We start from the raw sequence: 24,529 nt of genomic DNA on the forward strand, positions 1-24,529 counted from the left end.
GCAGGCCAAGCGCGCGGATGCGCGCGCCGGCGCCTGAGGCAGACCAAAAACTCGCGCCGGCGCTTGAGGTGAGGAAAACCTCTCACCTCAGCTTGATGTCGATCCGCACCACGTCGCCGCGATAGATCCCATCGGCGACCATCAGCAGTGTGCCGCTCGGGTTCACCGCAGCGCGGCGGACGAAGGCGACGGGGGCGTTGAGCGGGACCTGCAACCCCGCCGCCGTTTCCACATCCGCCGTGCCGATGGTGAGCACCTGCCGGGCATCGGCGATGCGCACGCCGGGAATGCCGGCGACCAGTTTCAGTGCCGTGCGGGTGCGCAGGTCGTTCGCCGTCACCTTCGGCCAGAGGCGTTCGTCGAGCCACACATCGGCGAGCAGGAAGGGCTGGCCGTCGCGCCAATGGCGGCGGCGGACATGGTGGTAGCGCGTCGCGGGGCGGCCGATGTCCACGGACGGCAGCGCATCGGCGGGTTGGTCGGGGCGGTCGTCGAGGATCTCGATCTCCGCGCCCTCGCGCGATCGGAGCAGGCCGGACCAGTCGGTCTTGACCTCGCACCACAGGCGGTTCGCTCCCGGCGTGGCGCGGACGAAGGTACCCTTGGCGCGGTAGCGCGCGATCAGCCCGTCGCGTTCCAACTCGTCGAGCGCCTGGCGGATCGTCGCGCGCGCCACGCCGCATTCGGCGGCGAGCTCGTCGACCGTCGGGATCCGTTCGTCCCGCCGCCAGGTGCCCTGTTCGATCCTGCGGCGAAAGAGCGTGGCGAGCTGGAGGTAGCGCGCCACCGCGCTGCGGCTGAGATCGACGGCCGCCGTCTTCATCCGGCGGCCGCGTTCAGGAAGGGGCGGCCCTCACGGAACGCCTCGATGTCCGAGAGGATGCGTGCGATCAGCGCCTGCCGCGTCTCGATGGTGAGGGACGCCGAATGCGGCGCGAGCACCACGTTGTCGAGGGTGAGGAAGCGCGGGTCGAGCCCGGGTTCGCGCGCGAAGACGTCGAGGCCCGCGGCGGCGATGCGCTTCTGTTCCAGAGCGTCGAGCAACGCCGCCTCATCCACCACCGACCCGCGCGCGATGTTCACCAGCACGCCGCGCGCGCCGAGCGCGTCGAGCACCGCGCCATCCACCATCCCGTCGGTTCCGACGCCGCCCGGCACGGCGAGGATCAGAACGTCGGAGCGTTCGGCCAGCGCGCGCAGGTCGGGCACATGGGTCCAGGGCTGGTCCGGCTTGGGGCGCGGGCCGGTCCAGGCGACGTCCATGCCGAGCCCGGCGCAGCGCCGCGCGATGGCCTGGCCGATCTTGCCCAGCCCCGCGATCCCCGCCGCCTTGCGATGCAGGCTGAGGCCGAGGCCCATGCGTTCCTTCGTCCAGCGCCCGGCGCGGACGAAGCGGTCGGCCTCGGCGACGCGGCGGGCGGCGGCGTACATCAGGCCGATGGCGGCATCGGCCACGTCCTCGGTCATCACGTCCGGCGTATAGGCGACGGCGATGCCGCGGCGCGTTGCCGCGGGCAGGTCGATGCGCTCGAGCCCGGTGCCCTGGCTGACCACCAGGCGCAGGTCGGGCAGGCGGGCGAAATGCTCCTCCCGCGCGCCGGCGAGGGCCATGGTCACGGCGATGCGGAAGCCGGGGCGCGGGCCTTCCGCCGGCGCGTCCTCGACCAGCGTGAAGCGTTCGGCGAGGGCCGCGCGCAGATCGGCCGGGATGGCGGAGAGGAGGAGGATCGCTTCCTTGGTGTCGTTCATTCGGCTCGGATTCCGGCGGCGTCGATGACCTGCTTCCAGCGCGCGGATTCGGCGGCGATGGTGGCGGCGAGGTCCTCGGGCGAGGAGGGCGTCGCTTCCTCGCCGAGGGCTTCCATCCGCGCGCGGTAGGCGGGGTCGTTGAGGATGGTGACGATGGCGGCGTTGAGCCGGGCGACGATCGGCTGCGGCGTGCCCGCCGGGGCGGAGATGTAGTTGAAGGGCGCGGCGTCGAAGCCGGGCAGCGTCTCGGCCAGCGCCGGCAGGTCGGGGGCGAGCGGCGAACGCTGCGGCGTGGTGACGGCGAGGGCGCGTAGGTTCCCCGCCCGTGCCGGGGGCAGAAGGATGGACAGCGTGTCGAGCGCCATGCTGACCGTCCCCGCGATGAGGTCCGTCGTCGCCGGGCCGGTGCCGCGGTAGGGCACATGGGTGATGTCGATGCGAGCCATGAACTTCAGCATCTCGCCGGCGAGGTGCGAGGAGGAGCCGATGCCCGAGGAGGCGAAGGAGAGTCGGCCGGGCTCGGCGCGGGCCAGTGCGATCAGCCCCGTCACGTCCTGCGCTGGCAGCGAAGGGTGGATCGCGAAGAGGTTCGGCGCGCGCTTGTAGCCAGAGACGGGCGCGAAATCGCGCACGGGGTCGTAAGGCAGGCTGCGCATCAGGTGCGGGTTGATGATCTGCGGCCCCGGCGTGCCGTAGAGCAACGTGTGGCCATCGGGCGTCGCGCGCGCGACGAAGAGCGCGCCGACGGTCGCGCCGCCGCCGGGGCGGTTGTCCACCACCACCGGCTGGCCGAGTGCGGCACCGAGCGGATCGGCGAGCATGCGCGCGCTGGCATCGGCCGAGCCGCCGGCGGCGAAGGGCACGACGAGGCGGAGCGGGCGGTTCGGGAAGGATTGCGCGAAGGCCGGCGCGGCGAGGGCGGCCGGGACGGCGAGCAGGGCGCGGCGGGCGAGCCTCATTCGATGGTGATTCCCTGGGATGCGATGACGCCGCGCCAGCGCGCGATCTCCTCCTGCACGGCGGCGGCGAGCTGGGCGGGCGTGCCGCCGAGAGGCTCGGCGCCGAGGGCGGCGAACCGCGCGCGGACGGAAGGGTCGGCAAGCGCATGGTTCGCCGCCTCGTTGATGGCCGCGATGGCGTCGGGCGGCGTGCGTGCGGCCGCGATCAAGTAGTTGAAGGAGGCGTCGTTGAAGCCCGGCAGCGTGGCCGCGATGGGTGGCAGGTCGGGCGCGGCTTCGGCGCGTTGAGGTGTGCTGACGGCAAGGGCGCGCAGCCGGCCTTCGCGCACCAGCGGCAGCAGCGCGGCGGCGGTGTCGAGGATCATGTCGACGCGGCCGCCCATCAGGTCCTGCACGCCGGGCGCGGTGCCGCGATAGGGGATGTGCAGCATCTCGATCCCCGCCATCTGCGCGAAGAGCGCGCCGGCGAGATGCGCGGAGGACCCGATCCCCGCGCTCGCATAGGTGAGGCCGCCGGGGCGCGACTTCGCCAGCGCGATGAGCTCCGCCACGCTGTGCGCGGGGAAGTCCGGCCGGACCACCAGCACCTTCGGCGCACGCATCAGGGCGACGACCGGCGTGAAGTCCGCCATCGCATCGTAGGGGATGTTGCGCATCATCAGCGGGTTGAGGATCTGGATCGACGGCGAGCAGTAGAGCAGCGTCAGCCCGTCCGCCGGTCCGCGCGCCACCGCGATGGCCGCGACGCTGCCATTGCCGCCGGGCCGGTTCTCGATCAGCACGGGCTGGCCGAGGGTCGCCGCCATCGGGTCGGCGACGATGCGCGCGATGGTGTCCGCCGTCCCGCCAGGGGCGAGCGGGACCAGGATGCGCATCGGGCGTGGCGGCTGCCAGGCTCCGGCCGTGACCGGGAAGGCAGCCGTCGCTGCGGCGATCAGGGCGCGACGGCGCATCGCGCTATTCCAGCTTCATGCCGGTCGCGCGTACCACCTCGCCCCAGGTGTCGTAGGCGGTGCGGATGAAGGTGGCGAATTCCTCGGGGCTGCTCGCGACGATGCGGCCGCCCTGGTCGAGCAGCACGCGGCGCGTGTCGGCATCCTCGAGCGCCGCGCGCGCGGCGGCGTACAGCGTCGCGACGCGATCGGGCGGCAGGCCGGCGGGGCCGAGCACGCCGTACCAGGTCTCGCTGATGAAGCCGGGCACGCCGGCTTCCTCGGCGGTGGGGACGTCAGGCAGGATCGCGAGTCGTTGCGGCGCCGTCAGCGCCAGCGCGGGCAGCGCGCCGGAGCGTACCTGGCCGAGCAGCGCGGGGACGTCGGCGCAGAGGATCTGGATGCGCCCCGCGAGAAGCTCCGTCACCGCCGGCGCCGCGCCGCGGAAGGGCACATGGGTGATGTCGATGCCCGCGCGCAGCTTGAACAGCTCGCCCGCGAGATGCAGCGAGGAGCCGATGCCCGCAGAGCCGAAGGTCAGCTGGCCGGGCCGCGCCTTCGCGAGTGCCACGAGTTCCGCAAGGTTGCGCACGCCGAGGCCGGGTGCGACGGAGACGATCTGCGGCACCGCCAGCACCTGCGTGATCGGCGAGAGGTCGCGCCGCGGATCGTAGGGCATGTTGGGCTGCAGGTGCGGCAGGATCGCCATGGCGCCGCTGCTCGCGAGGACCAGCGTGTAGCCGTCGGGGCGCGACTTCGCGACGTATTCGACGCCGATGAGACCACCGGCGCCGGCGCGGGCCTCCACGACCACGGGCTTGCCGAGGCGTTCGCCCATCACGCGTCCAACGGAACGCGCGATGAGGTCGGCCGGGCCGCCGGCGGCGAAAGGAATGACGAGGCGGATAGGCTGGTCGGGGAAGGCCTGGGCGCGGGCTTGCCCGGTCAGTGTCGGCAGCATCAGCGCGGAAAGCGCGGTCCTTCTGCGGATCATCCTTGGTTCCTCCCGTGTCGTTGTTCCTGGCGCCGCTACTCCGGCGGCGGTTGGTCGAAGAGTCCCTCCGGCGGTGCGGCGAGGGGGAGCGCCGCCTCCTCGGGCAGCGGGATGCCGTGCGCGTTCAGCGTCATCGCGACCATGGAGTAGTAGCCGACGAGCGCCGTCAGTTCGACCACGCCCTTGACGCCGAAGCGCTGCGTGACGCGGGCGTGAAGATCGTCCGGCACGTTGCCGTCGCGCAGCAGCAGGCGCGCATAGTCGTAGATCATCGCATCGTCCGGCTGCGTGAAGCGTGGCGGCCGGCCGTCGCGGATGGCGGCGATGATCTCGGGTTCGAGGCCGGCCTCCGCCGCGGCGCGGGCGTGGACGAACCATTCGACCTGCGCCGACCAGCGCCGGCCGGTGACGATGATGGCGAGCTCCGCCAGCCGCTTGCCGAGCGAGGTGCTGAAGCGCAGCGATTCCCCCAGCGCCGACCAGGCGCGCGCGAGGTCCGGCGCATGGATCGCCGCGCGCAGCGGGCCGACGACGCGCCCGCGCGGGCCGGAGACGACGCGGTCCCACACCTCCCGCTGCGCATCCTCGGTCAAATCCTCGCGCGCGGCGGGCAGGGGGATGCGGGGCATGGGCGGCGGTCCTTCCGGCGCGTCAGGCGTCGATGACGGGCGTGGCGAGCATCGACGGGCGCTTCGCGAAGCCGGCCTGCCAGGCGGAGAAGCGCGGGGCGCGGTCGCGCCAACCGAGGTCGGCGAAGCGGAAATCCATGTAGTCGCCGGCGATGGCGAAGGTGATCTGCGCGACGCCGACCGGCGCGGCAGCGATCGCCTCGATCTCGGCATCGATGGCCGGCAGCAGGGCGTCGAGCTTGGTCGTGAAGGTGTCGATCAGTTCGGGCTGCGGGACCGCGCGCGCGCGCTCGGCGCGCCAGAGGATCAGCATGTCGAGGAAGCCGGTCGCGAGCGCGTGGCGGCGAAGTTCGACGAAGCGCGGCATGCCAGAGGCCGGGATGAGGCGCCCGCCGCCGGCCAGGCTGTCGAGGTATTCGACGATGACGAGGCTGTCGTAGAGGACCGTCCCGTCCTCCAGCACCAGGGTCGGGATCTTGCCGAGCGGATTGTCGGGCAGGAGCTCGGGCGCGACCTTGGTCATGGCGACGACGGTGCGCACGGTGTCGATGCGGTCGGCGAGGCCGAGTTCGTGCGCCGCGACCATGACCTTGCGCACGAAGGGGGAGCGCGGGGACCAGTGAAGCTTCATCATGGACATGCGGCGCCGCGGCGCCCCTCCCTCTTGTGCCGTTAGGTCAGTTGTATGACTTTAAGGCCGCGCGCGCCGGCGTCCAGCCATCGCGTGCAGGGAAGGAAACCGGGGTGCATGCCCATCACCTATGAGGCGGTGAAGGCGCTGTCCGCGCAGCTCTACGACTGGTCGCTGCGCGCCGTGCCGGCCGACACCAAGGATGGCCTCGGCCGGGCGCTGGAGGCGGAAACCCATGACGGGGCGCGCCAAGTACTCCGGATGATGCTCGGGTCCGCGCGCAAGGCGGAAGCGGAAGGACGCTTCATCTGCTCGGATGCGGGCGTGCCGGTCTATCACGTCACGATCGGCACCGCGGCGCGGCTCGAGGGCGACATCAAGGCGGCGGTCTCGGACGGCTTCGACGAACTCGTCGCGACCATCGATCCGCCGCTGCTCAAGCATGTGACGAACCCGCTGACGAATGAGCGCGGCTACAAGGGCAAGGACATGCCGCTGGTGACCTGGGACGTCGCCGGCGGGGCGGACTGGGTCGAGATCCTGTGCCAGCCCAAGGCGCTGGGATCGGGCCGCTGGGCGGCGCTCGAGACCTTCTCCTTCCCCACCCTCGCCGAGATCGAGGCCTATGTGATGAAGGTGGTGCTGCAGGCGGGATCGCAGCACTGCCCGCCGGTGATCGTCGGCGTGGGCATCGGCGGGTCCTTCGACGTCGCGGCGCGCATCTCGAGCAAGGCGACGATGCGCCCGATCGGCAGCACGAACCCCGAGCCGGTGCTGGCGGCGATGGAGGAGCGGCTGCTGCGCGCGGTGAACGCCACGGGCTTCGGCCCGATGGGCACGGGCGGCGACACGACGGCGCTGGCGGTGCATGTCGATTACGCCTCGGGGCACGGCTACACGCCGGTCGCCGTGTGCTTCAACTGCTGGATCAACCGGCGGACGCGCGCGCGCATCCATGGCGACGGGACGGTGGAGCGCCTGGAATGACCAGCCTGCACAGCATCCGCATGCCGATGTCGCGGGAGGAGGCGCGCAGCCTGCGCGCCGGCGACATGGTGCTGCTCGACGGGGAGATCGTCATCACCGCCGGGCTGCCGACCGTCCAGCGCCTGGTCGCCTGCGCCGAGGAAGGGCGCGATCCGCCCATCCCGCTCGCGGGGGGGTCGCTGATGCATCTGGGGTCCTATTCGCGCGACACGGCGGATGGCGGGCTCGAGGTGCTCTACATGAACCCGACGACCAGCACGCGCTTCAACGCGCTGATGCCGCGGCTGATCCGGCATTTCGGGCTGACCGCGGTCGGCGGGAAGGGCGGGCTCGACGCTGCCTGCGTGGAGGCGATGCGGGAGGTGGGGTGCGTCTACCTCTCCTTCCTTGGCGGCGGGGCGCCGCTGCATTCGGCGGCGATCGAGGCGGTACGGGATGTCGCCTATCCCGACCTCGTCGCGCATTACCGGCTGGTGCGGCTCGCGGTGCGCGGGCTCGGTCCGCTGACGGTCGGCATCGACGCGCAGGGCAACAGCCTGTTCGACTCGCTGCGGCACGATGCGGAGGCACGCATGCCCGAAATCCTCGCACGGCTCGCCGCGGATCGCGCCGGCGCGCCGTGAATTCTGCCGGGGGCTCGCTTGCCGAGCCTTCCATCCGGTGCATAGACTTCCGCGATCAGCGCGGGACGAGTGATGCCGGGGTATTCGGGCTTTCGTATCCTGACGGAGGGGCTTCGCGGCAACAGCGGCTGGAAGCCCGCCTGGCGCAAGGCGGCGCCGAAGCCGTCCTATGACGTCATCGTCGTGGGCGGCGGCGGGCACGGCCTGGCCACCGCCTTCTACCTGGCGAGCGAGCACGGCATCACCAATGTCGCCGTGTTGGAACGCGGCCTGATCGGGCAGGGCAACACGGGCCGCAATACGACGATCGTGCGATCCAACTACATGCTGCCCGAGAACAACAATTTCTACGAGCATTCGCTGAAGCTTTGGGAGGGGCTGGAGCAATCGCTCAACTACAACGTCATGATGAGCCAGCGCGGCGTCATCAATCTCTTTCACAACGAGGCGCAGAAGAACGCCGCGCTGCGGCGCGGCAACTCGATGCGGCTGAACGGCATCGATGCCGAGATCCTGGATCGTGACGGCGTGAAGGCGATGTGCCCGATCGTCGACGTCGACAACGGCCGCTATCCGGTGATGGGCGGGCTGCTGCAGCGGCGCGGCGGCACGGCGCGGCACGATGCGGTCGCCTGGGGCTTCGCCCATGCGGCGGATGCGCGCGGCGTCGACATTGTCGAGCATTGCGAAGTCACCGGCATGATCATCGAGGGCGGCGCCATCCAGGGCGTGCGCACCACGCGGGGCGAGATCCGGGCGCCCAAGGTCGGTCTCGCGGTCGCGGGCAGCACCAGCACGCTGACGGCCATGGCCGGCTTCGACGTGCCGATCGAGACGCATCTGCTGCAGGCCTTCGTGAGCGAGGGGCTGAAGCCGCTGATCGACTGCGTCGTCACCTTCGGCGCCGGGCATTTCTACGTCAGCCAGTCGGACAAGGGCGGGCTGGTCTTCGGCGGTGGGCTGGACGGGTATCCGTCCTACGGCCAGCGCGGCACGCTGCCGACGGCCGAGCATGTGTATTCGGCGGGCGTCAGCATGATCCCGGCCCTCGGGCGGCTGCGCGGGCTGCGGTCCTGGGCGGGTGTGATGGACATGACACCGGATGGGTCGCCCTATATCTGCAAGACGCCGGTGCAAGGGCTCTACATGACCGCGGGCTGGTGCTACGGCGGCTTCAAGGCGACGCCGGGATCCGGCTGGTGCCATGCCTGGACCATCGCCAAGGACGCGCCGCACCGGCTGAATGCCGCGCATACGCTGGACAGGTTCCGCGAGGGCCGGATGCTCGACGAGCGGGGCAACGGCCCCTTCTTCTGGGCGCAGTAGATGCTGCGCATCCCTTGCCCCCATTGCGGCGCGCGCGACGAGGTGGAGTTCATTTACCGCGGCGATGCCACCGTCACGCGGCCCGGCCCGGATGGCGATGTCGGCGCCTTCCACGACTACCTGTATCTGCGGCGCAATCCGCGCGGCTGGCAGGTGGAGTGGTGGCAGCACAATGGAGGCTGCCGCACCTTCCTGAAGGTGCTGCGCCACACCGTGACGCATGAGGTCCGCGCCGTCGCCACCGCGACCGAGACGCTCGAGGTGCCCGGGGCATGAGCCAGCGCTTTCGCCTGCCCTCGGGCGGCCATGTCGACCGTTCGAAACGGCTGAGCTTCACCTTCGATGGGCGCGCCTATGACGGGCACCATGGCGACACCCTCGCCGCGGCGCTGCTCGCGAACGGCGTGCGGCTGGTCGGGCGATCCTTCAAGTATCACCGGCCGCGCGGGATCTTCTCGGCGGGCGCCGAGGAACCCAATGCGCTGGTCGAATTGCGCGACGGGGCGCGGCGCGAGCCGAACACGCGCGCGACGGTGGCCGAGCTGTTCGACGGCCTGGCCGCCACCAGCCAGAATCATCGCGGCTCGCTCGCCTTCGACTGGATGGCGGTGAACGGGCTGCTGGCGCCCTGGCTCGGCGCCGGCTTCTACTACAAGACCTTCATGTGGCCCGCGTCCTTCTGGGAACGCGTCTACGAGCCGATGATCCGCAAGGCGGCGGGGCTCGGGCGTGCGTCCGGACTGCCGGATCCGGACCATTACGAAGCGGCGCACGCACATTGCGACGTGCTGGTGGTGGGCGCCGGGGCCGCGGGGCTCGCGGCGGCGCGGGCGGCGGGCGCGACCGGCGCACGGGTGATCCTGGCCGAGCAGGACTTCCTGCTCGGCGGCGACCTGTTGAACGAGCCGGGGCTCGAGGTCTGGCGGCAGGAGAGCATCGCGGCGCTGGAGGCGATGCCCGAGGTGACGCTGCTGCCGCGCACCACCGTCTTCGGCTTCTACGACCAGGGCGTGCTGGGCGCGGTCGAGCGGGTGGCCGACCATCTGCCGCAGCCGCCCGCGCATACGGCCCGCCAGCGCTACTGGACGATCCGCGCGAAGGAAGTGGTGCTCGCCACCGGCGCGCATGAGCGGATCATTGCCTTCCCCGGCAATGACCGGCCCGGCGTGATGCTGGCCGGCGCGGCGCGGACCTACGCGCGGCGCTACGGCGTGCGCGCGGGCGAAACCGCGGCGCTCTTTGCGACGCAGGATGCGGCCTATGATGCCGCCTTCGCGCTGGCCGAGGCCGGCACGCGCATCGCCGCCATCATCGATCCGCGCGGCGACAGCGCCGCGATGCAGCGCGCGCGGGAGGCCGGCTTCACCGTGAAGCCAGGCTGCGTGGTGACCGGCACGGTCGGCGGCAATGCGCTGCGCGGCGTCGAGATCGGCGCGGTCGGCAGCGGTGGCCGTGGCGATGCGGTGCCGGCGGACGTGCTGATGGTCTCGGGCGGCTGGAATCCGGCGGTGCACCTCGCGAGCATGTCCGGATCGGCGCTGTCCTGGGATGAGGCGCTGCTGGCCTTCGTGCCGGGCGCGGCGTCCCAGCACGAACGCAGCGCGGGCGCCTGCCGCGGGGTGAACGGCATCGGCGCGGCGGCGGCGGATGGTGCGGCGGCGGGGCAGGCGGCGGCGGTCGCGGCGGGCTTCGCGGCGGCGCCTGCGATTACGCTGCCCGAGGCGCCGGCGCCGGATCATCGCCCCTACGAACTCTGGGAAGTGAAGGGCCGCGGCAAGGCCTTCGTCGACATCCAGGACGACGTCACCGCCAACGACATCCGCCTCGCGCATCGCGAGGGCTACAGCCACATCGAGCACGCCAAGCGCTACACTACCCACGCCATGGGTACGGACCAGGGCAAGGTGGGTGGCCTGGTTGGCGCCGCGGTGCTGGCCGAGGCGCGCGAGGAACCGGTCGCCAAGGTCGGCCTGCCGCGCTTCCGGCCCTACACCTCGCCGGTCGCCTGGGGCGCGATCGCGGGCGGCGAGGTCGGCCAGCACTTCCAGCCCGTGCGCCGGACCGCGCTGCATGGCGTGCATGAGGCTCTCGGCGCTGTGTGGATGGATGCGGGCATCTGGAAGCGCCCGGCCTATTACCCGAAGGCCGGGGACGCCGATGCCTGGGCCAGCGTGAAGCGCGAGGCGCGCGCGGTGCGCGAGCGCGTCGGCGTCTGCGACGTCTCGACCCTCGGCAAGATCGTGGTGGAGGGGCCGGATGCGGCGACCTTCCTCGATCGCGTCTACGCCAACACCTTCTCGACGCTGCAGGTCGGGCGGGCGCGCTACGGGCTGATGCTGCGCGAGGATGGCATCGTCTTCGACGACGGCACCACGACGCGCCTTGGCCACGACCGCTTCTTCGTCACCACCACCACGGCGCAGGCCGGGCCGGTGATGCAGCACCTGGAATTCCACCTGGCGAGCGCCTGGCCGGATCTCGATGTCAGCCTGGCGAGCGTCACCGACCAATGGGCGGCGATGTCGATCGCCGGGCCGAAGGCGCGGGAGGTGGTCGCGGCGGTCGTGACCGGCCTCGACGTGTCGAACGAGGCCTTTCCCTTCATGGCTGTGGCGGATTGCCTGGCGACGGGCGTTCCGGCGCGGCTGTTCCGCATCTCCTTCTCGGGCGAACTCGCCTACGAGATCGCGATGCCGGCGGGATACGCGGCGCAGGTCTGGCGGGCGGTGCTGGCGGCCGGCGCGCCGCACGGCATCGAGCCCTATGGGGTGGAGGCGCTGGGCCTGCTGCGCATCGAGAAGGGGCATGTCGCCGGGTCGGAGCTGAACGGCCAGACTACGGCGCAGGATCTCGGCTTGGGGCGGATGCTGAAGAAGAAGGGCGACTTCATCGGCCGCGTCCTGGCGCAGCGGCCGGGGATGACGGATCCGTCGCGGCCGCGACTGGTCGGGCTGCGCAGCGTCGATCCCGCGCGGCAGATCCGCGCCGGTTGCCACCTCATCGTCGACGGACGCAGCCAGGGCTGGATCAGCAGCGCGACGCAGTCGGTGGTCGATCCGGGCTGGATCGGGCTTGGCCTGCTGCGGGACGGCGAGACACACATCGGCAGCGTGATCGTCGCCGCCAACCCGCTGATGGGCGAGGAGGTGCCGGTGAAGGTGGTCAGCCCGCATGGCTACGACGCGGAGAACCTCCGTGTCCGCGCCTGAGCCCGTGCATCCGCTCGCCGGCGTCGCGCGCGGCCGGCATGGCGCGGCGGGCGATGCGCCGCTGCGCGTGTCCTTTCCCGCGCGCGACATCGTGCAGGTCATGGTCCGGCGCGGCCAGGACGCCGCGCTGGCCGCGGCGATGCGGACGGCCTTCGGCATCGACGCGCCCGGGCCTGGGCACACCGCTTCCGGCAGCGGCGTGACGGCGATCTGGATCCAGCCGGGGCAATGGCTGCTGACGGCGCCGCGGACGACCGAAGGCGCGCTCGCCGTGCGCGCGGCAGAGGCCTTCTCGACCTGCGCGGCCGTCGCGGACCAGAGCCACGGGCGGACCACCATCGCCGTGTCCGGCGCATCCGCGCGGGAGGCGCTGTCGCGCGGCTGCCGCATCGACCTGCATCCGCGCGCCTTCGGCCCCGGCCGTGCCGCGAGCACGCCGATCGCGCAGATCGGCTGCCTGGTGCATCAGACCGACGCCGCGCCGAGTTTCGAGCTGACGGTCTTCTCGACCCTGGCCGAGCCATTCCTGCATTGGCTGCTCGAGGCCGGCGCGCCCTTCGGCGTGGAGATCGCATGAGCGCGGCGGCGAGCCTTCCGGACGAGACCGGAGCGGCCGCCGCCGAAGCTCCGCTGCTCAGCGTCCGCGACCTGACGCTGCACATTCCTGTCCCGCCGCATGTGCTGCGCGCGGTGGATGGCGTGTCCTTCGACCTGCGCCGCGGCGAGACGCTCGGCCTTGTCGGCGAAAGCGGCAGCGGCAAGACGCTGACCGCGCTGATGCTGATGCGCCTGCTGGAACCGCCGCTCGCCGCCCTGCCGAGAGGGGAGGTGCGGCTCGACGGCGCCGACCTGATGACGCTCGATGAGAAGCGCATGTCGGCGCTGCGTGGGCGCACCATCTCGATGGTGTTCCAGGAGCCGATGACCTCGCTGAACCCGGTGATGACGGTGGGGCGGCAGATCGCCGAGCCGCTGGTCCGCCACCTGGGGCTGTCATCCCGCGAGGCCGCCGCGCGCGCGGAGGAGATGCTGCGCCTGGTGCATATCCCCGATCCGGCGCGGGTGGCGCGGGCCTATCCGCACCTGCTTTCGGGCGGGATGCGGCAGCGGGCGATGATCGCCATCGCGCTGGCCTGCCGGCCGGCGGTGCTGGTGGCGGACGAGCCGACCACGGCGCTCGACGTCACGGTGCAGGCGCAGATCCTGGAGCTGCTTGCCGAGCTGCAGCGGGAGATGGGCAGCGCGATCCTTCTGATCACCCACGACCTCGCGGTGATCGCGGAGACCGCGCATCGCGTCGCGGTGATGTATGCGGGCAGGATCGTCGAGGAAGCGCCCGTCGCCGCGCTGTTCGCCGCGCCGCGGCATCCCTATACGCGCGGTCTGCTGGCCTCGATCCCGAAGATAGAGCGCGTGCCGGCGCCGACCCTGCCCGAGATCCCCGGCATGGTGCCGGGAGCGGGGGACCGTCCGCGCGGCTGCGCCTTCATGCCGCGCTGCGCGCGGGCCGTCTCGGGCTGCGCCGCGGAGCCGCCGCCGCTGGCGGAAACCGATCGCGGCCATCGCGTCGCGTGCTGGAATCCGGCGCATGGCTGACCCGCTGCTGAAGGTCTCGGGCCTCGAGGTCCATTTCCCCATCCGCTCGCCCTTCCTGCGGCAGCGCGTCGGCACGGTGCGCGCGGTGGATGGCGTGGACCTCGAAGTCGGGCGCGGGGAAACGCTGGCGCTGGTGGGCGAGAGCGGCTGCGGCAAGACCACGACGGGCAAGGCGATCCTGCGGCTGATCGATCCGACCGGTGGCTCCATCCGTTTCGGCGGGGAGGAGATCGCGCAGCACGGCGCCTCGCGCCTCGCGCCCTTCCGCCGACGGATGCAGATCGTCTTCCAGGATCCCTATGCCAGTCTCAACCCACGCATGACCGTGGGCGGCATCCTGGCCGCGCCTTACGAGATCCATCGCATCGGCACGCCGGCCGACCGCCCCGCGCGGGTCGCCGAACTGCTGCGCACTGTCGGCCTGCCGTCCGAAGCGGCGCGGCGCTACCCGCATGAGTTCAGCGGCGGACAGCGCCAGCGCATCGGCATCGCCCGCGCGCTCGCGCTGGAGCCGGAACTGATCATCGGGGACGAGCCGGTCAGTGCGCTCGACGTCTCGATCCAGGCGCAGGTCATCAACCTGATGAAGCGGCTGCAGGCGGAACGCGGGCTCGCCTACATCATGATCTCGCACAACCTGGCCGTCGTCAGCCATGTCGCGGACCGGGTGGCGGTGATGTATCTCGGCCGCGTGGTGGAAACGGCGCCGCGCGAGACGCTGTTCTTCGACGCGCGTCATCCCTACACCCAGGCGCTGCTGTCCGCCGTGCCGGAACCGGTGCCTGGTCGCCGCCGCGCACGGCAAGTGCTGCAGGGCGACGTGCCGAGCCCCGCGAAGCCGCCCAAGGGCTGCCATTTCCATCCCCGCTGCCCGATCGCCCAGCCCCGCTGCGCGGAGGAGGTGCCGCTGCCCCGCGTCGTCGCCCCTGGCCATGCCGTGGCCTGCCACCTGGCCGCGCCATGATCGGCTTCGTCGCCTGGCGCCTGCTGCAGGCCATCCCGCTGCTGATCGGCGTCTCCCTGATCGGCTTCGGGCTGATGCACCTCGCCCCGGGCGGGCCGCTCGCGGTCTATACGCTGAACCCGACGATCCAGGCGCAGGACATCGAGCGCATCAAGATCATCTTCGGCCTCGATCAGCCGGTGCACGTCCAATACGTGAAATGGGCGACCGGCATCTTCTCCGGCAACTGGGGCTACACCTTCTTCGGCGGGCGACCGGTGCTCGACGTGATCCTGGAACGCCTGCCGGCGACGCTGCTGCTGATGGGTTCGGCGCTGTCGGTGGCGATCGTGCTCGGCCTGTCGATCGGCGTGCTGGGCGCGGTGAAGCGGTATTCCGTCTTCGACGTGCTGGCGACGACCGGCGCGCTGTTCGCGCTGTCCTTCCCGACCTTCTGGTTCGGGCTGATGGCGATCTTCGTCTTCGCGATCGAACTGCGCTGGCTGCCTTCGGGCGGGATGTGGGAGTTGGGGGAGGAAGGCAATATCCTCTCGCTCCTGCGACACCTGGTGCTGCCGACGATGGTCCTCGCGCTGGTGATCACGGCGACCTGGAGCCGCTATTCGCGCTCCGCCTTCCTCGAGGTGATGCAGCAGGACTTCATGCGCACGGCGCGTGCGAAGGGCGTGCCGCCGGCGGCGCGGCTGATGCGCCATGCCTTCCCCAATGCTGCCAAGCCTTTGATTGCCTTGCTGGGCGTCGAGCTGCCCTTCCTGTTCTCCGGCGCATTGGTGACCGAGACGATCTTCGGCTGGCCCGGCATGGGCCGCCTGTTCGTCGATGCCCTCAACATGAAGGAATACCCGATCCTGATGGGCATGATGATGTTCACGGCGATCTTCGTGATCATCGGCAACCTGCTCGCCGACCTGGCCATCGCGGCCATCGATCCGCGGGTGCGGCTGCGATGAGCGCGACAGCCGCCGCCCCGCAGGGCCAGATCGGCCGGGTCTGGACGCGTTTCCGGCGGCATCGCCTGGCGCTGGCGGGCGGCTTCGTGGTGGCGCTGCTGCTGGCCTCCGCGCTGTTCGCGCCGGCCTTCGCGCCGCAGGATCCGACGCTGCTCGACACCGCGCTGCGCTTCCGCCCGCCCTTCGCCGACTGGGCGCATCCCTTGGGCACGGACGAGCTCGGACGGGATACGCTGTCGCGGCTGCTCTACGGAGGTCGCGTCTCGCTCACGGTCGGGCTGGTGGCGATGGTCACCACGGTGATGACCGGGGCGCTGATCGGCATCACCGCGGGTTTCCTCGGCGGGGTCGTCGACAACCTGCTGATGCGTTTCGTCGACACCATGCTGTGCTTCCCGCAGGTCTTCCTGCTGCTGGTGGTCGCGGCCTTCGTACCGCCGACGCTGCTGTCGATCTCGCTGGTGATCGGCCTGACATCGTGGATGGAGGTCAGCCGCATCGTGCGGGCCGAGATCCTGCACCTGAAGGAACAGGATTTCGTCGCGGCGGCGCGGGCGCTCGGCGCATCGCGCGCGCGCATCATGTTTCGCGAATTGCTGCCCAACGCCGCGGCGCCGATCCTGGTCGCGGCGACGCTCAAGGTCGCCTCGGCGGTGCTGATGGAGAGCTACATCTCCTACCTCGGCTACGGGGTGCAGCCGCCGCTCGCTTCCTGGGGCAACATGCTCACCAACGCCCAGGGGTATTTTGATACCGTGCCCTGGCTCGCCATCCTGCCCGGGGCGGCGATCACGCTGACGGTGATGGGCTTCAACTTCATGGGCGACGGGCTGCGCGACGCGCTCGACCCGCGCCTGCGCATGGATCCGTGAACGACAAGAAGAAGGAGGCTCGCGACATGACCATCAGGATTTCGCGCCGCGGCATTCTCGCGGGGTCCGCGACGTTGCTCGCCGCGCCCGCCGTCTGGGGGCAATCGATCAACCGGGATCGCATCATCCTCGCGATGACGCAGGAACCGGTGCAGTTCAACCCGTTGCTGTATGTCAATGCCGGCACCGAGAACGTGCCGGAAGCCTGCATCTTCGACGCGCTGTGGGACGTGAACGACAAGGGCGAGTTCTTCCCGAACCTCGCCGTCCAGGTGCCATCCCGCCAGAACGGCGGCATCTCGGCCGACGGCCTGACCTGGACGGTGAACCTCAAGCGCGACGTGAAGTGGTCGGACGGCCAGCCTTTCAGCGCGAAGGACGTCGAGTTCACCTACCAGACCATCATGAACCCGAATGTCGCGGTGCGCAGCCGCGCGGGCTTCGACCTGATCAAGACCTTCCGCGTGAAGGACGACCACACGGTCGAGATGGAGCTTTCGCGCCCCTTCGTGCCGTTCCTCTGGGCGTGGCAGAACATGCACATCGTCCCGCAGCACATCCTGGGGCGGGAACAGAACATCCAGACCGCGGCCTTCAACAGCCAGCCGATCGGCACGGGACCTTATCTGCTGCGCAGCCGCACCGCCGGCAGCCACATGGTCTATGAGCGCAACCCGAACTACCACCGCGGCCCGGCCAAGGTGCGGCAGTTCATCCACAAGTTCGTGCCGGATCAGATGGCGGCCTATGGCCAGGCGCGCACGGGCGAGGTGGACTACTACGCCCTGTCCGGCGTGCCGCCCGATCGCTGGACCGAGGCCCGCGCCTTCCCGGATCGCGACTTCCTCCGCTACCCGTCGCCGAACGTCCAGTTCATCTACTACAATTGCGGCAAGCCGCAGTTCGCCGATCCGCGCGTGCGTCGCGCGCTGACCATGGCGACGCAGATGCAGAAGTCGATTGACGACATCTACTTCGGCACCTGGCCGCGCACGCTGTCCTACCTGCAGCCCACGCACTGGGCCTACAACAGCGACCTGCGCGACTACACCAACGACGCGGCCGGCGCCGAGCGCCTGCTGGACGAGGCCGGCTGGCGCAAGGGGCCGGACGGCATCCGCGCGAAGGACGGCGTGCAGCTGAAGTTCACCATGTCCACCACCGCCGGCAACACCGCGCGGCAGGGCTGCCAGGCGCTGTTCCAGCAGAACTGGAAGGCGATCGGGGTGGAGATGGAGATCCGCAACATGCCGGCCTCGGTCGTGTGGGGCGAGTACACGACGCAGTCCCGCTTCGACACGCTGCTGGTCGCGTGGGATCCGACGGTGGGCCTCGATCCGGACTACACGGCCCGCTGCCATTCCAAGATGATCCCGGTGAAGCACCGCCAGGGATCGAACTACGTGCAGTACGAGAATGCGGAGGTCGATCGTCTGCTCGAACTCGGCGTCACGCAGACCGAGCAGGCGGACCGCATCGCGACCTACCGGCAGATCCAGGCCATCCTGCACGACGAAGTGCCCTTCGCGGCGCAGGGTGGGTCGGTGCAGGGGCATCTGAAGCGCAAGCAGCTACAGGGGCCGACACCGAACCAGTACGTCACGGACATCACCTGGAACGTGTACGACTGGGCCTGGGCCTGACGAATGGGCGTTCGCGCTACGGCGTGAACGCTCCCCGAGCGGGCACCCATTGGCGTTGCGGTGCAACGCCAATGGGACCCTGGCCGGCCTCGGCGCGCCGGTGGCGCGCCGCCTGACATATCAGGCCGGCATCGCCTCCCAGCCCTGACGGCTACGCCAGTCCAGCGGCAGGTTGCCGAAGCGCGACAGCTTCAGCTGCGACAGGTCCGCGAAGTCGCAATGGCCCTGCAGCACCAGCTGCGCGAGCGCCCGCCCGGTCGCCGGCGAGAGGCCGAATCCGACCGAGGACATGCTCGCCACCACGACATTGCCCGGATCCTCCAGGCGATCGAGGATCGGGCGGCCGTCCGGGGTGTTCTCCACGATCCCGCCCCAGGAGCGGATGACGCGCACATGACCGAGGCGGGGGAACAATTCGTTCAGCCGCCGCGCCAGGCTGGCGACGACCGGCGAATTCACCGGCCGCGGCGTCGCCTCGCCGTCGAGGTCGATCCATTCATGCGGCCCGCCGCCATAGGCGAGGTTCCCGCGCAGCGTCTGCCGCCCATAGAGTCCGTTGCCGTCCACGCCGCCATGCACGATCGACGGCAGCGGCTCGGTGACGATCATCTCGACACGCGCCGGTGCCATCGGCACGCGATGGCCGAGCGGCGCGGCGAGTGCGGCGGTATGCGGCCCTGCCGCGATCACGACGGCGTCGCAGCCGATCTCGCCCGCGCTGGTCTCGACCGCGACGGCGCGGCCGCCCTGGGAGCGGATGCCGCGAACCGCGGTGTGCTGCAGGATGCGCCCGCCGAGCCGTTCCACCGCCCAGGCATAGGCCTGGCTGGTGCGCTGCGGATTGGCGTGGCCGCCATACTTCCAGTGGATGCCGCCGACGGCGTTGTCGCCGACCCAGGGCACCAGGTCGCGCAGTTCGGCGCGATCGAGCGGCGCGGCCTCGAAGCCCTGGTCGGTGGCGAGCTTGGTGCTCTTCCACAGCCGGTCGAGCTGGCCCTCGTCCAGCGCGACCTTCAGCCGGTGCGGGCGCCATTCGGTGGGATGGCCGAGCAGCTCGTCCATCATCGGCCACAAGCGCTGTTCCTCGCGGAACAGGGGCGAATAGGGATGGGTGCAGCCGCCGCCGTTCCGGCCGCTCGCTTCCCAGCCGACGATGCCCTTCTCGACCACCGTGACGGGATGGCCCTCCCGCGCGAGCCAGAAGGCGGTGGACAGGCCGGTGACGCCGCCGCCGACGATGACGATCACTTCACCACCTCCGCGCCGCTGAGCCGTCCACCGATATACTCGGCATCCTCCGGCGCCGGTTCCCAATGCGGCAGCCATTGCGCGGCGATGCCGAACCAGCCGGTCCAGTTGGCCCGCAGCGCGGGATCCTCCTCGAGCGCGGCGAGCACCGACAGCGGTAGCGGGCGGATCGGCGCGCGGTAGGAGGCGAGCGGCGCGGGACGGTCGCGCGACAGCAGCGCGTGCACGCTCTCCCGGCAGCGGCGCCCCTGGCAGGCGCCCATGCCGGCGCGCGTCAGGCGCTTCACCTGATCCTGGTTCAGCGGCCCCAGCGCGCCGAGCCCGGCTTCCGGTCCCGCGGCGTCGAGGTAGCGCGGCGGGCGCAGGGCGCGCAGGTCGCCGGCGCTCACCTCCTCGCAGGCGCAGACCAGGGCGTGGTCTTCGGCGAGCGCGAGGTCGAGCCAGGCGGCCCGCGCCGCGGGCGCCGTGCCGAGGGCATCGCCGACGATCGCGACCTGCGGCGTCGGCTGCGGCGCGAAGCCACCCTTCGCGGCAACCCAGGCGATCGGGCAGCCGAGCAGTTCGGCAAGATCCACCATCGGCACTGTGTCCACGGCCATGACGACGGTGTCGCAGGCGGCCTCGCGCCAGGCATCGCCGTCCTGCCAGGTGATGCGGGCGACGTCCTCGCGCCCCTCGATGCGCAGCGCCGTGGGTGCGGCGATCTGCGCGGCGACCTCGATACCAGCGGTGCGCGCGGCCGTGACGACGCCATCTGCCAGCGTGCCGCCGCCGATCACCGCGATCCGGCGGCCCGAGAAGGCGCCGTAGAGCCGCAGTGCCGCGTCGAAGCCGCGCGCGCCCATGACGCCGGGCAGCGTCCATCCGGCGAAGGGCACTACGACGTCGCGCGCGCCGGTCGCGACGGTGATGCGATCCACCGCGACAAGCCAGGCCGCCTCCCGGTCCGCTAGGCCGAGCACCGGCCGCGGCAACCCGCGATTGGCCACGCCGCGCACGAAGCCGCCCCAGGCGGCAACGCCGAGGGCGACCTCGACGCCGGCTTCCATCGCCGCGATCAGCCCGGGCCGGGCGGCGACGATGCGTTCCTCCATCCGACCCGCATTGCGCGTCGCGGCATCGACGCGCTCGCCGAACAGGTAGGGAATGTCGAGGCCGAAGAGGCCGGGGTCGAGCGGATGCTCGTCCACCAGCAGCGTCTTGGCCCCGGCGGCGGCCGCGGCCTGCGCGGCGGCGATGCCGGCATCCCCGGCACCGATGACGACGTGGTCGTAGCCGTCCCTCAGCGGAAAGGTCTTGCCGGCGAGGGAGGTCGGATCCGCTTGCGACATGCGGAAAGTCTAGGCGGCTCCCCGCCGTCCGTCACCGCACCTTTCGCAGCGCCGTCGGATAGAGTCGACCCGAAGGCGCGCGCATCGCCTCGAGCATGAAGCCGCCGGGCAGTTCGATCGTCTCGCGCGCCGGCGGGGCGTCGGCGGTGGCGTCGAGCGCGGCGCGCAGCGGGCGGCCTTCCATGCCCTCGGGCGCGAGGCCGAGCATGTGCAGCACGGTCGGCACGATGTCGGTGAGGTCGGCGGGCTCCTCGGCCACGGCACCGCGCCGCACCGGCCCGCCCTGCATCACCAGCACCGTCGCGAGTTCCGCGCGGTGCAGCCCGCCATGCATCCCTCCGCCCTCGGGGACGTCCGGGGCGTCGAAGGGGGCGTGGCCGGGCAGGCCCCATTCGTCGGGCTCCTCATGTCCCGCGAAAGTCGCGACGAGGTCGGCGCTGCGTGCATGACCGCTGCCGAGCAGGGAGAGCGGCAGCGCGCGCCCGTCCGCCAGGATCGCGGGATCGCGCGCCAGCAGCGGCCCGGCCCAGTCCTGTGTGGCGAGGAAGTCGGCGATCTGCGGCGCCAGCGCGCGATCGCGGAACCACAGGCCAGGCGCGGCGGCCGGCGCGACGACGACGTCGACATCGGGCGCCATGCCCGTGCCGGCGCGGAAGCCGGCGCGCTGGAGTTCCGTACGCAGGCAGCGCTTGCCGCGCCCGGTCACATGGCCGTGGTCGGACAGCACGACGATCGCGATCTCCGCGGCATCCGGCTGCGCGTCGCGCCAGGCGCGGATGCGTCCGAGCACGGCATCGGCGGCGCGCAGCGCGCGCTGGGTGTGCTCCGCGCGCAGCCCGCCCCAGTGGAACGAAATGTCGGGCTCCGACAGCCAAAGCAGCGCCACGTCGGGGCGGTGCTTCGGTAGGACGTGATCGAGCAGCACGCGCCCGGCGAAGTCGACACGCGGGATGTTCGGTACCGCGGCCTCGGGCGTCGCGCCAAGCGCCTCGCGCACCTCTGTGGCCGTCGCGCCCTCGGTGTCCTCCACGTTCCAGCGGAAGGAGGCGAGGCGCTCCGCCGCCGGGTGCAGCAGGCGCGCGGCACCTGCCGTGCCGGCGCTCACCAGCGCGAAGGTCTTGCCGGCAGGGGCGAGGCGTTCGGCGAGGCTCGGGCGCTGAAGGGGCGATTCCGCGCCGTTCGCCAGCGCGAGCACATCCTCGACCAGTTTCGTGCGCAGCAGCCGGTCGGGGGCGACCGAGGCGTCGAAGACCGTGTTCGCCACCATGCCGTGCCCGCCGGGCCGGCAGCCGGTGATCAGCGAGGGCGTCGCGACGCGCGTCTCGGACGGAAAGACGCTGCGCGCATTGGCGAAGCGCGTGCCTTCGTTCGCGAGGGCAAACAGATACGGCGTCGCCGCCGCATCCACCATGTCGGGCCGCAACCCGTCGAGTGCGACCATGACGACGCGCGTCATGGCGCGGGCTTCAGGCAGCGCGCGACATAGGTCATGAAATGCGCGACGGGGGGCGTCTCGAGGTCCTTGATCTTCGCTTCCTCATCGTAGCGGCGTAGCTGCACGGCATCGGCGTGGTGGGGCAGGGCCTCGAAGGCGGCGACCTCCCCGGCGCTCATCGGCCCTCCCTGGAGCGAGAGGCTCAGCACGCTGTCGGGCGAGAGCTTGCCGAAATAATCGGCCTCGGTCGCGCAGAGATAGCGCTTGGCGGCGACGTGCAGGCGCACGGGTTCGGTCACCTCGGGCCCGAAATACTGGGCCAGCCAGGCATGGCCGAGATCCTCGTGCCGGTCGTCGACGCCCTCGGCCGCGGGGTTCTCGCCGAGGTCGTGCACCAGGTGCCCGATGTCGTGCATCAGCGCCGCGGCGATCAGCGCGGGCGACTTGCCCTGCTGCTCGGCGAGCCAGGCGGATTGCAGCGCGTGCTGGCGCTGCGTCACGTCGTGCAGCCCATAGGCGCCGTCGGCGCGGCGCTCGAGCATGTCGTGGATCTTCTCGACGATGTCGCTGGCCATGGCGGGTGTCCTCAGCCTTCGAAGTGGACGGGGTTGGCCCAGGCGCGGCGGCCCTGGGCATCGGCGACGACGATGCGCGCGAAGCCGCCGCCGCGGGGCTTGGCGATCGGCAGGCGGACACGCGTGGTGCCGGGGGCGACATGCTGCGCGGCGCGCGATCCGCGGCCGAGCACCATCACGCTCGCGGCGGGGGAGCAGGTCACCTCGACCTCGTGCTCGCCCCAGGCGATGTCGTGGATCAGCGGGCCCTGCGTCGCGTAGTAGGCGCCGCCCTTCAGCGCGGCGAGCAGCGCCTCCGGCTCGTTCGCCTCGGCCTTGACCATCAGCCAGCCGCCGAAGGCGTCGGGGCAGGCGAAATGGGCATCGTCGACCGCGATCAGCCCGATGCGCCGGCCGCCGGCGAGCATCTGATCCGCGAGATAGGCGCCGTCGCCGCGGTCCGTGCGCAGCTGGGAAGTGTGGTTGTAGACCTCGACCGCGTGGGCGCCCGGGATGCGCGCCGCGTCCTCGATGGTCAGGCCGTACCAGGCAGGATGGGGGATGGCGACGAAGGCGCCGGCGGCGATGGCGCGCGCGGCGATCGCCGGGCCGTCCTCGCCCTCCGCGAGCGGCGCGAAATCGGGCGGCAGGCCGACGGCGAGGATGTGCCAGATCTCGCCCAGCGCGGTCTGCGGCGCGTGGAGCTCGGCGCCGAGGATCGTCGTGAAGCCGCTGGTGCGGAAGGGGCGCGTGTCGACGATCGGGAAGCCGTACTTCGCCATGAAATGGTCGGTCAGGGCGAGGAAGTCGTAGCCAGCCTCCCGATAAGTCGCGCAGACATCCGCTGCTGTGCGCATCCCGTCCGACATGTCGGAATGGGTGTGGATGTTGCCCTTCCAGAAGCGGCCGGGGCGGGCGAAGGCAGGGTCGGCGATCATGCGCGCATGATCCGCCGCCGCGGCCTGCCTGTCACGCGGCGATCAGGTGACACGCCCCTGCGAGACGCCGGCGGGTGCCGCGGTACGGCCGCCATCGACGACGTACTGCGCGCCCGTGACGTTCGCGGCGAGGTCCGAGCAGAGGAAGAGCACGACATTCGCGACTTCCTCCGCCGTGCCGTAGCGGCGCAGCGGGATGCCGGCGGAATAGCGTTCCTCGACGCCTTCTGGATTGTTCGGCGAGACCTGCCGTTCGATGTCGTGGATCATGCGCGTGTCGATCGGCCCGGGGCAGACGGCGTTGACGCGGATGCCGAGCGGACCGACCTCCCCGGCCGCGACCTTGGTCAGGCCGATGACGGCGTGCTTGGACGCGACATAGGCCGGCATGCCCGGCGTGCCGACCAGCCCGGCGATCGAGGCGGTGTTGACGACCGCGCCGCGCCCCTGGCGGATCATCACCGGCAGGACGTGACGCAGGCCGAGGAAGACGCCCTTCAGGTTGACGCCGATGACGGCGTCGAAATCGGCCTCAGCATGTTCGGCGGTCGGCGCGACGCGGCCTTCGATGCCGGCATTGTTGTGGAAGCAGTCGATGGCGCCGAAGGCGTTGAGCGCCACCGTCACATAGGCCTCGACATCCGCCGCGCGGGTGACGTCGGCGGTGCAGGCGATGGCGTTGCCGCGCCCGATCTCGGCGGCGACTGCGGCGGCGCCGTCGGCGTCACGATCCACCACGACGACCTTGGCGCCGAGCCGCGCGAAGCCGAGGCACGTCGCGCGCCCGATGCCGTTGCCGCCGCCGGTGACGACCGCCACCTTGCCCTTGAAGTCCATGCCGTTTTCCTCCGTCGCCCGGCGCTGCTTCGGCGGCAGGGCGCTTTGCTCCGTCACGATCCAACAAGCGGCGACCGGCGTCCAGCCGAGGCGCCCGCCTTGCCCGGTCCGGTCATGCCGCC

Annotated in this window: 24 protein-coding genes; 11 read left to right on the top strand and 13 right to left on the bottom strand. The window is 71.3% G+C overall.

Features of this window, described 5'->3' with window-relative positions; all coding sequences use genetic code 11:
• Positions 1 to 82: 82 nt before the first annotated feature.
• From GWK16_RS16885 to GWK16_RS16915, 7 genes are read right to left on the bottom strand one after another with little or no spacing between them, the layout of a single operon-like run.
• Positions 83 to 823: a GntR family transcriptional regulator gene (locus tag GWK16_RS16885; protein WP_170055160.1), complete on the bottom strand. Its 741-nt coding sequence runs from the start codon at positions 821 to 823 to the stop codon at positions 83 to 85.
• Positions 820 to 1,749 carry a 2-hydroxyacid dehydrogenase gene (locus GWK16_RS16890; protein WP_170055161.1) on the bottom strand — a complete coding sequence of 310 codons (930 nt, stop codon included), beginning with the start codon at positions 1,747 to 1,749 and terminating at the stop codon, positions 820 to 822. The genes GWK16_RS16885 and GWK16_RS16890 overlap by 4 nt, the downstream gene beginning before the upstream one ends.
• Positions 1,746 to 2,708 (bottom strand): Bug family tripartite tricarboxylate transporter substrate binding protein, encoded by a 963-nt coding sequence (locus GWK16_RS16895; RefSeq protein WP_170055162.1) that lies wholly within the window; start codon positions 2,706 to 2,708, stop codon positions 1,746 to 1,748. Before GWK16_RS16895 ends, GWK16_RS16890 begins: the two co-directional genes overlap by 4 nt.
• Positions 2,705 to 3,661, bottom strand: a complete 957-nt coding sequence (locus GWK16_RS16900; RefSeq protein ID WP_170055163.1) for a Bug family tripartite tricarboxylate transporter substrate binding protein — start codon at positions 3,659 to 3,661, stop codon at positions 2,705 to 2,707. Before GWK16_RS16900 ends, GWK16_RS16895 begins: the two co-directional genes overlap by 4 nt.
• A 4-nt stretch (positions 3,662 to 3,665) precedes the next feature.
• Complete coding sequence (locus GWK16_RS16905; protein ID WP_170055164.1) at positions 3,666 to 4,634, bottom strand: Bug family tripartite tricarboxylate transporter substrate binding protein; 969 nt, start codon at positions 4,632 to 4,634, stop codon at positions 3,666 to 3,668.
• 35 nt (positions 4,635 to 4,669) lie between these two features.
• Positions 4,670 to 5,263: a carboxymuconolactone decarboxylase family protein gene (locus tag GWK16_RS16910; RefSeq protein ID WP_170055165.1), complete on the bottom strand. Its 594-nt coding sequence runs from the start codon at positions 5,261 to 5,263 to the stop codon at positions 4,670 to 4,672.
• 22 nt (positions 5,264 to 5,285) lie between these two features.
• Complete coding sequence (locus GWK16_RS16915; RefSeq protein WP_211187499.1) at positions 5,286 to 5,897, bottom strand: glutathione S-transferase; 612 nt, start codon at positions 5,895 to 5,897, stop codon at positions 5,286 to 5,288.
• 114 nt (positions 5,898 to 6,011) lie between these two features.
• Here GWK16_RS16915 and GWK16_RS16920 point away from each other — a divergent pair, with 114 nt between their 5' ends.
• The 11 genes from GWK16_RS16920 (at position 6,012) to GWK16_RS16970 (ending at position 18,064) form a co-directional block, all read left to right on the top strand.
• Positions 6,012 to 6,881: a fumarate hydratase gene (locus GWK16_RS16920; protein WP_170055166.1), complete on the top strand. Its 870-nt coding sequence runs from the start codon at positions 6,012 to 6,014 to the stop codon at positions 6,879 to 6,881.
• The gene (locus tag GWK16_RS16925; RefSeq protein WP_170055167.1) at positions 6,878 to 7,504 is read left to right on the top strand and encodes a fumarate hydratase C-terminal domain-containing protein; all 627 of its coding nucleotides are present in this window, start codon (positions 6,878 to 6,880) and stop codon (positions 7,502 to 7,504) included. Before GWK16_RS16920 ends, GWK16_RS16925 begins: the two co-directional genes overlap by 4 nt.
• Before the next feature lie 72 nt (positions 7,505 to 7,576).
• The gene (locus tag GWK16_RS16930) at positions 7,577 to 8,830 is read left to right on the top strand and encodes a sarcosine oxidase subunit beta family protein (protein WP_170055168.1); all 1,254 of its coding nucleotides are present in this window, start codon (positions 7,577 to 7,579) and stop codon (positions 8,828 to 8,830) included.
• The gene (locus GWK16_RS16935) at positions 8,831 to 9,106 is read left to right on the top strand and encodes a sarcosine oxidase subunit delta (RefSeq protein ID WP_170055169.1); all 276 of its coding nucleotides are present in this window, start codon (positions 8,831 to 8,833) and stop codon (positions 9,104 to 9,106) included.
• Entirely contained in the window at positions 9,103 to 12,039 is a 2,937-nt protein-coding gene (locus GWK16_RS16940; protein WP_170055170.1) for a sarcosine oxidase subunit alpha family protein, read from the top strand. Before GWK16_RS16935 ends, GWK16_RS16940 begins: the two co-directional genes overlap by 4 nt.
• Positions 12,026 to 12,616 (top strand): sarcosine oxidase subunit gamma family protein, encoded by a 591-nt coding sequence (locus GWK16_RS16945; protein WP_170055171.1) that lies wholly within the window; start codon positions 12,026 to 12,028, stop codon positions 12,614 to 12,616. Before GWK16_RS16940 ends, GWK16_RS16945 begins: the two co-directional genes overlap by 14 nt.
• Positions 12,613 to 13,635, top strand: a complete 1,023-nt coding sequence (locus GWK16_RS16950; RefSeq protein ID WP_170055172.1) for an ABC transporter ATP-binding protein — start codon at positions 12,613 to 12,615, stop codon at positions 13,633 to 13,635. The genes GWK16_RS16945 and GWK16_RS16950 overlap by 4 nt, the downstream gene beginning before the upstream one ends.
• The gene (locus GWK16_RS16955; protein ID WP_170055173.1) at positions 13,628 to 14,599 is read left to right on the top strand and encodes an ABC transporter ATP-binding protein; all 972 of its coding nucleotides are present in this window, start codon (positions 13,628 to 13,630) and stop codon (positions 14,597 to 14,599) included. Before GWK16_RS16950 ends, GWK16_RS16955 begins: the two co-directional genes overlap by 8 nt.
• On the top strand, positions 14,596 to 15,549 hold the full coding sequence (locus GWK16_RS16960; protein WP_170055174.1) for an ABC transporter permease: 954 nt from the start codon (positions 14,596 to 14,598) through the stop codon (positions 15,547 to 15,549). The genes GWK16_RS16955 and GWK16_RS16960 overlap by 4 nt, the downstream gene beginning before the upstream one ends.
• Positions 15,546 to 16,421 (top strand): ABC transporter permease, encoded by an 876-nt coding sequence (locus tag GWK16_RS16965; RefSeq protein ID WP_170055175.1) that lies wholly within the window; start codon positions 15,546 to 15,548, stop codon positions 16,419 to 16,421. The genes GWK16_RS16960 and GWK16_RS16965 overlap by 4 nt, the downstream gene beginning before the upstream one ends.
• A 26-nt stretch (positions 16,422 to 16,447) precedes the next feature.
• Positions 16,448 to 18,064: a peptide ABC transporter substrate-binding protein gene (locus GWK16_RS16970; RefSeq protein ID WP_170055176.1), complete on the top strand. Its 1,617-nt coding sequence runs from the start codon at positions 16,448 to 16,450 to the stop codon at positions 18,062 to 18,064.
• A 120-nt stretch (positions 18,065 to 18,184) separates the two neighbouring features.
• Here GWK16_RS16970 and GWK16_RS16975 read toward each other — a convergent pair whose 3' ends face one another.
• From GWK16_RS16975 to GWK16_RS17000, 6 genes are read right to left on the bottom strand one after another with little or no spacing between them, the layout of a single operon-like run.
• Entirely contained in the window at positions 18,185 to 19,312 is a 1,128-nt protein-coding gene (locus GWK16_RS16975) for an NAD(P)/FAD-dependent oxidoreductase (RefSeq protein ID WP_338144496.1), read from the bottom strand.
• Positions 19,309 to 20,643 (bottom strand): NAD(P)/FAD-dependent oxidoreductase, encoded by a 1,335-nt coding sequence (locus tag GWK16_RS16980; RefSeq protein ID WP_170055178.1) that lies wholly within the window; start codon positions 20,641 to 20,643, stop codon positions 19,309 to 19,311. Before GWK16_RS16980 ends, GWK16_RS16975 begins: the two co-directional genes overlap by 4 nt.
• 31 nt (positions 20,644 to 20,674) lie before the next feature.
• On the bottom strand, positions 20,675 to 22,099 hold the full coding sequence (locus GWK16_RS16985; RefSeq protein WP_170055179.1) for an alkaline phosphatase family protein: 1,425 nt from the start codon (positions 22,097 to 22,099) through the stop codon (positions 20,675 to 20,677).
• Positions 22,096 to 22,653 (bottom strand): phosphonate degradation HD-domain oxygenase, encoded by a 558-nt coding sequence (locus GWK16_RS16990; protein WP_170055180.1) that lies wholly within the window; start codon positions 22,651 to 22,653, stop codon positions 22,096 to 22,098. Before GWK16_RS16990 ends, GWK16_RS16985 begins: the two co-directional genes overlap by 4 nt.
• Positions 22,654 to 22,664: 11 nt before the next feature.
• Positions 22,665 to 23,570, bottom strand: coding sequence for a PHP domain-containing protein (locus GWK16_RS16995; RefSeq protein ID WP_211187500.1), 906 nt, complete (start codon positions 23,568 to 23,570; stop codon positions 22,665 to 22,667).
• 42 nt (positions 23,571 to 23,612) lie between these two features.
• A complete protein-coding gene (locus GWK16_RS17000) occupies positions 23,613 to 24,407 on the bottom strand; it encodes an SDR family NAD(P)-dependent oxidoreductase (RefSeq protein WP_170055181.1) in 795 nt (264 codons plus the stop codon).
• Between the last annotated feature and the right edge of the window lie 122 nt (positions 24,408 to 24,529).

The sequence above is a fragment of the Neoroseomonas marina genome, from assembly GCF_012927745.1.
In the GTDB taxonomy this organism is placed as follows: domain Bacteria; phylum Pseudomonadota; class Alphaproteobacteria; order Acetobacterales; family Acetobacteraceae; genus Neoroseomonas; species Neoroseomonas marina.

Excerpts from the sequence above, each read along its gene's own strand:
- GWK16_RS16885 (WP_170055160.1), bottom strand. The coding sequence starts at position 823 with ATGAAGACGGCGGCCGTCGATCTCAGCCGCAGCGCGGTGGCGCGCTAC.
- GWK16_RS16890 (WP_170055161.1), bottom strand. The coding sequence starts at position 1,749 with ATGAACGACACCAAGGAAGCGATCCTCCTCCTCTCCGCCATCCCGGCC.
- GWK16_RS16895 (WP_170055162.1), bottom strand. The coding sequence starts at position 2,708 with ATGAGGCTCGCCCGCCGCGCCCTGCTCGCCGTCCCGGCCGCCCTCGCC.
- GWK16_RS16900 (WP_170055163.1), bottom strand. The coding sequence starts at position 3,661 with ATGCGCCGTCGCGCCCTGATCGCCGCAGCGACGGCTGCCTTCCCGGTC.
- GWK16_RS16905 (WP_170055164.1), bottom strand. The coding sequence starts at position 4,634 with ATGATCCGCAGAAGGACCGCGCTTTCCGCGCTGATGCTGCCGACACTG.
- GWK16_RS16910 (WP_170055165.1), bottom strand. The coding sequence starts at position 5,263 with ATGCCCCGCATCCCCCTGCCCGCCGCGCGCGAGGATTTGACCGAGGAT.
- GWK16_RS16915 (WP_211187499.1), bottom strand. The coding sequence starts at position 5,897 with ATGATGAAGCTTCACTGGTCCCCGCGCTCCCCCTTCGTGCGCAAGGTC.
- GWK16_RS16920 (WP_170055166.1), top strand. The coding sequence starts at position 6,012 with ATGCCCATCACCTATGAGGCGGTGAAGGCGCTGTCCGCGCAGCTCTAC.
- GWK16_RS16925 (WP_170055167.1), top strand. The coding sequence starts at position 6,878 with ATGACCAGCCTGCACAGCATCCGCATGCCGATGTCGCGGGAGGAGGCG.
- GWK16_RS16930 (WP_170055168.1), top strand. The coding sequence starts at position 7,577 with ATGCCGGGGTATTCGGGCTTTCGTATCCTGACGGAGGGGCTTCGCGGC.
- GWK16_RS16935 (WP_170055169.1), top strand. The coding sequence starts at position 8,831 with ATGCTGCGCATCCCTTGCCCCCATTGCGGCGCGCGCGACGAGGTGGAG.
- GWK16_RS16940 (WP_170055170.1), top strand. The coding sequence starts at position 9,103 with ATGAGCCAGCGCTTTCGCCTGCCCTCGGGCGGCCATGTCGACCGTTCG.
- GWK16_RS16950 (WP_170055172.1), top strand. The coding sequence starts at position 12,613 with ATGAGCGCGGCGGCGAGCCTTCCGGACGAGACCGGAGCGGCCGCCGCC.
- GWK16_RS16955 (WP_170055173.1), top strand. The coding sequence starts at position 13,628 with ATGGCTGACCCGCTGCTGAAGGTCTCGGGCCTCGAGGTCCATTTCCCC.
- GWK16_RS16960 (WP_170055174.1), top strand. The coding sequence starts at position 14,596 with ATGATCGGCTTCGTCGCCTGGCGCCTGCTGCAGGCCATCCCGCTGCTG.
- GWK16_RS16965 (WP_170055175.1), top strand. The coding sequence starts at position 15,546 with ATGAGCGCGACAGCCGCCGCCCCGCAGGGCCAGATCGGCCGGGTCTGG.
- GWK16_RS16970 (WP_170055176.1), top strand. The coding sequence starts at position 16,448 with ATGACCATCAGGATTTCGCGCCGCGGCATTCTCGCGGGGTCCGCGACG.
- GWK16_RS16980 (WP_170055178.1), bottom strand. The coding sequence starts at position 20,643 with ATGTCGCAAGCGGATCCGACCTCCCTCGCCGGCAAGACCTTTCCGCTG.
- GWK16_RS16985 (WP_170055179.1), bottom strand. The coding sequence starts at position 22,099 with ATGACGCGCGTCGTCATGGTCGCACTCGACGGGTTGCGGCCCGACATG.
- GWK16_RS16990 (WP_170055180.1), bottom strand. The coding sequence starts at position 22,653 with ATGGCCAGCGACATCGTCGAGAAGATCCACGACATGCTCGAGCGCCGC.
- GWK16_RS16995 (WP_211187500.1), bottom strand. The coding sequence starts at position 23,570 with ATGATCGCCGACCCTGCCTTCGCCCGCCCCGGCCGCTTCTGGAAGGGC.
- GWK16_RS17000 (WP_170055181.1), bottom strand. The coding sequence starts at position 24,407 with ATGGACTTCAAGGGCAAGGTGGCGGTCGTCACCGGCGGCGGCAACGGC.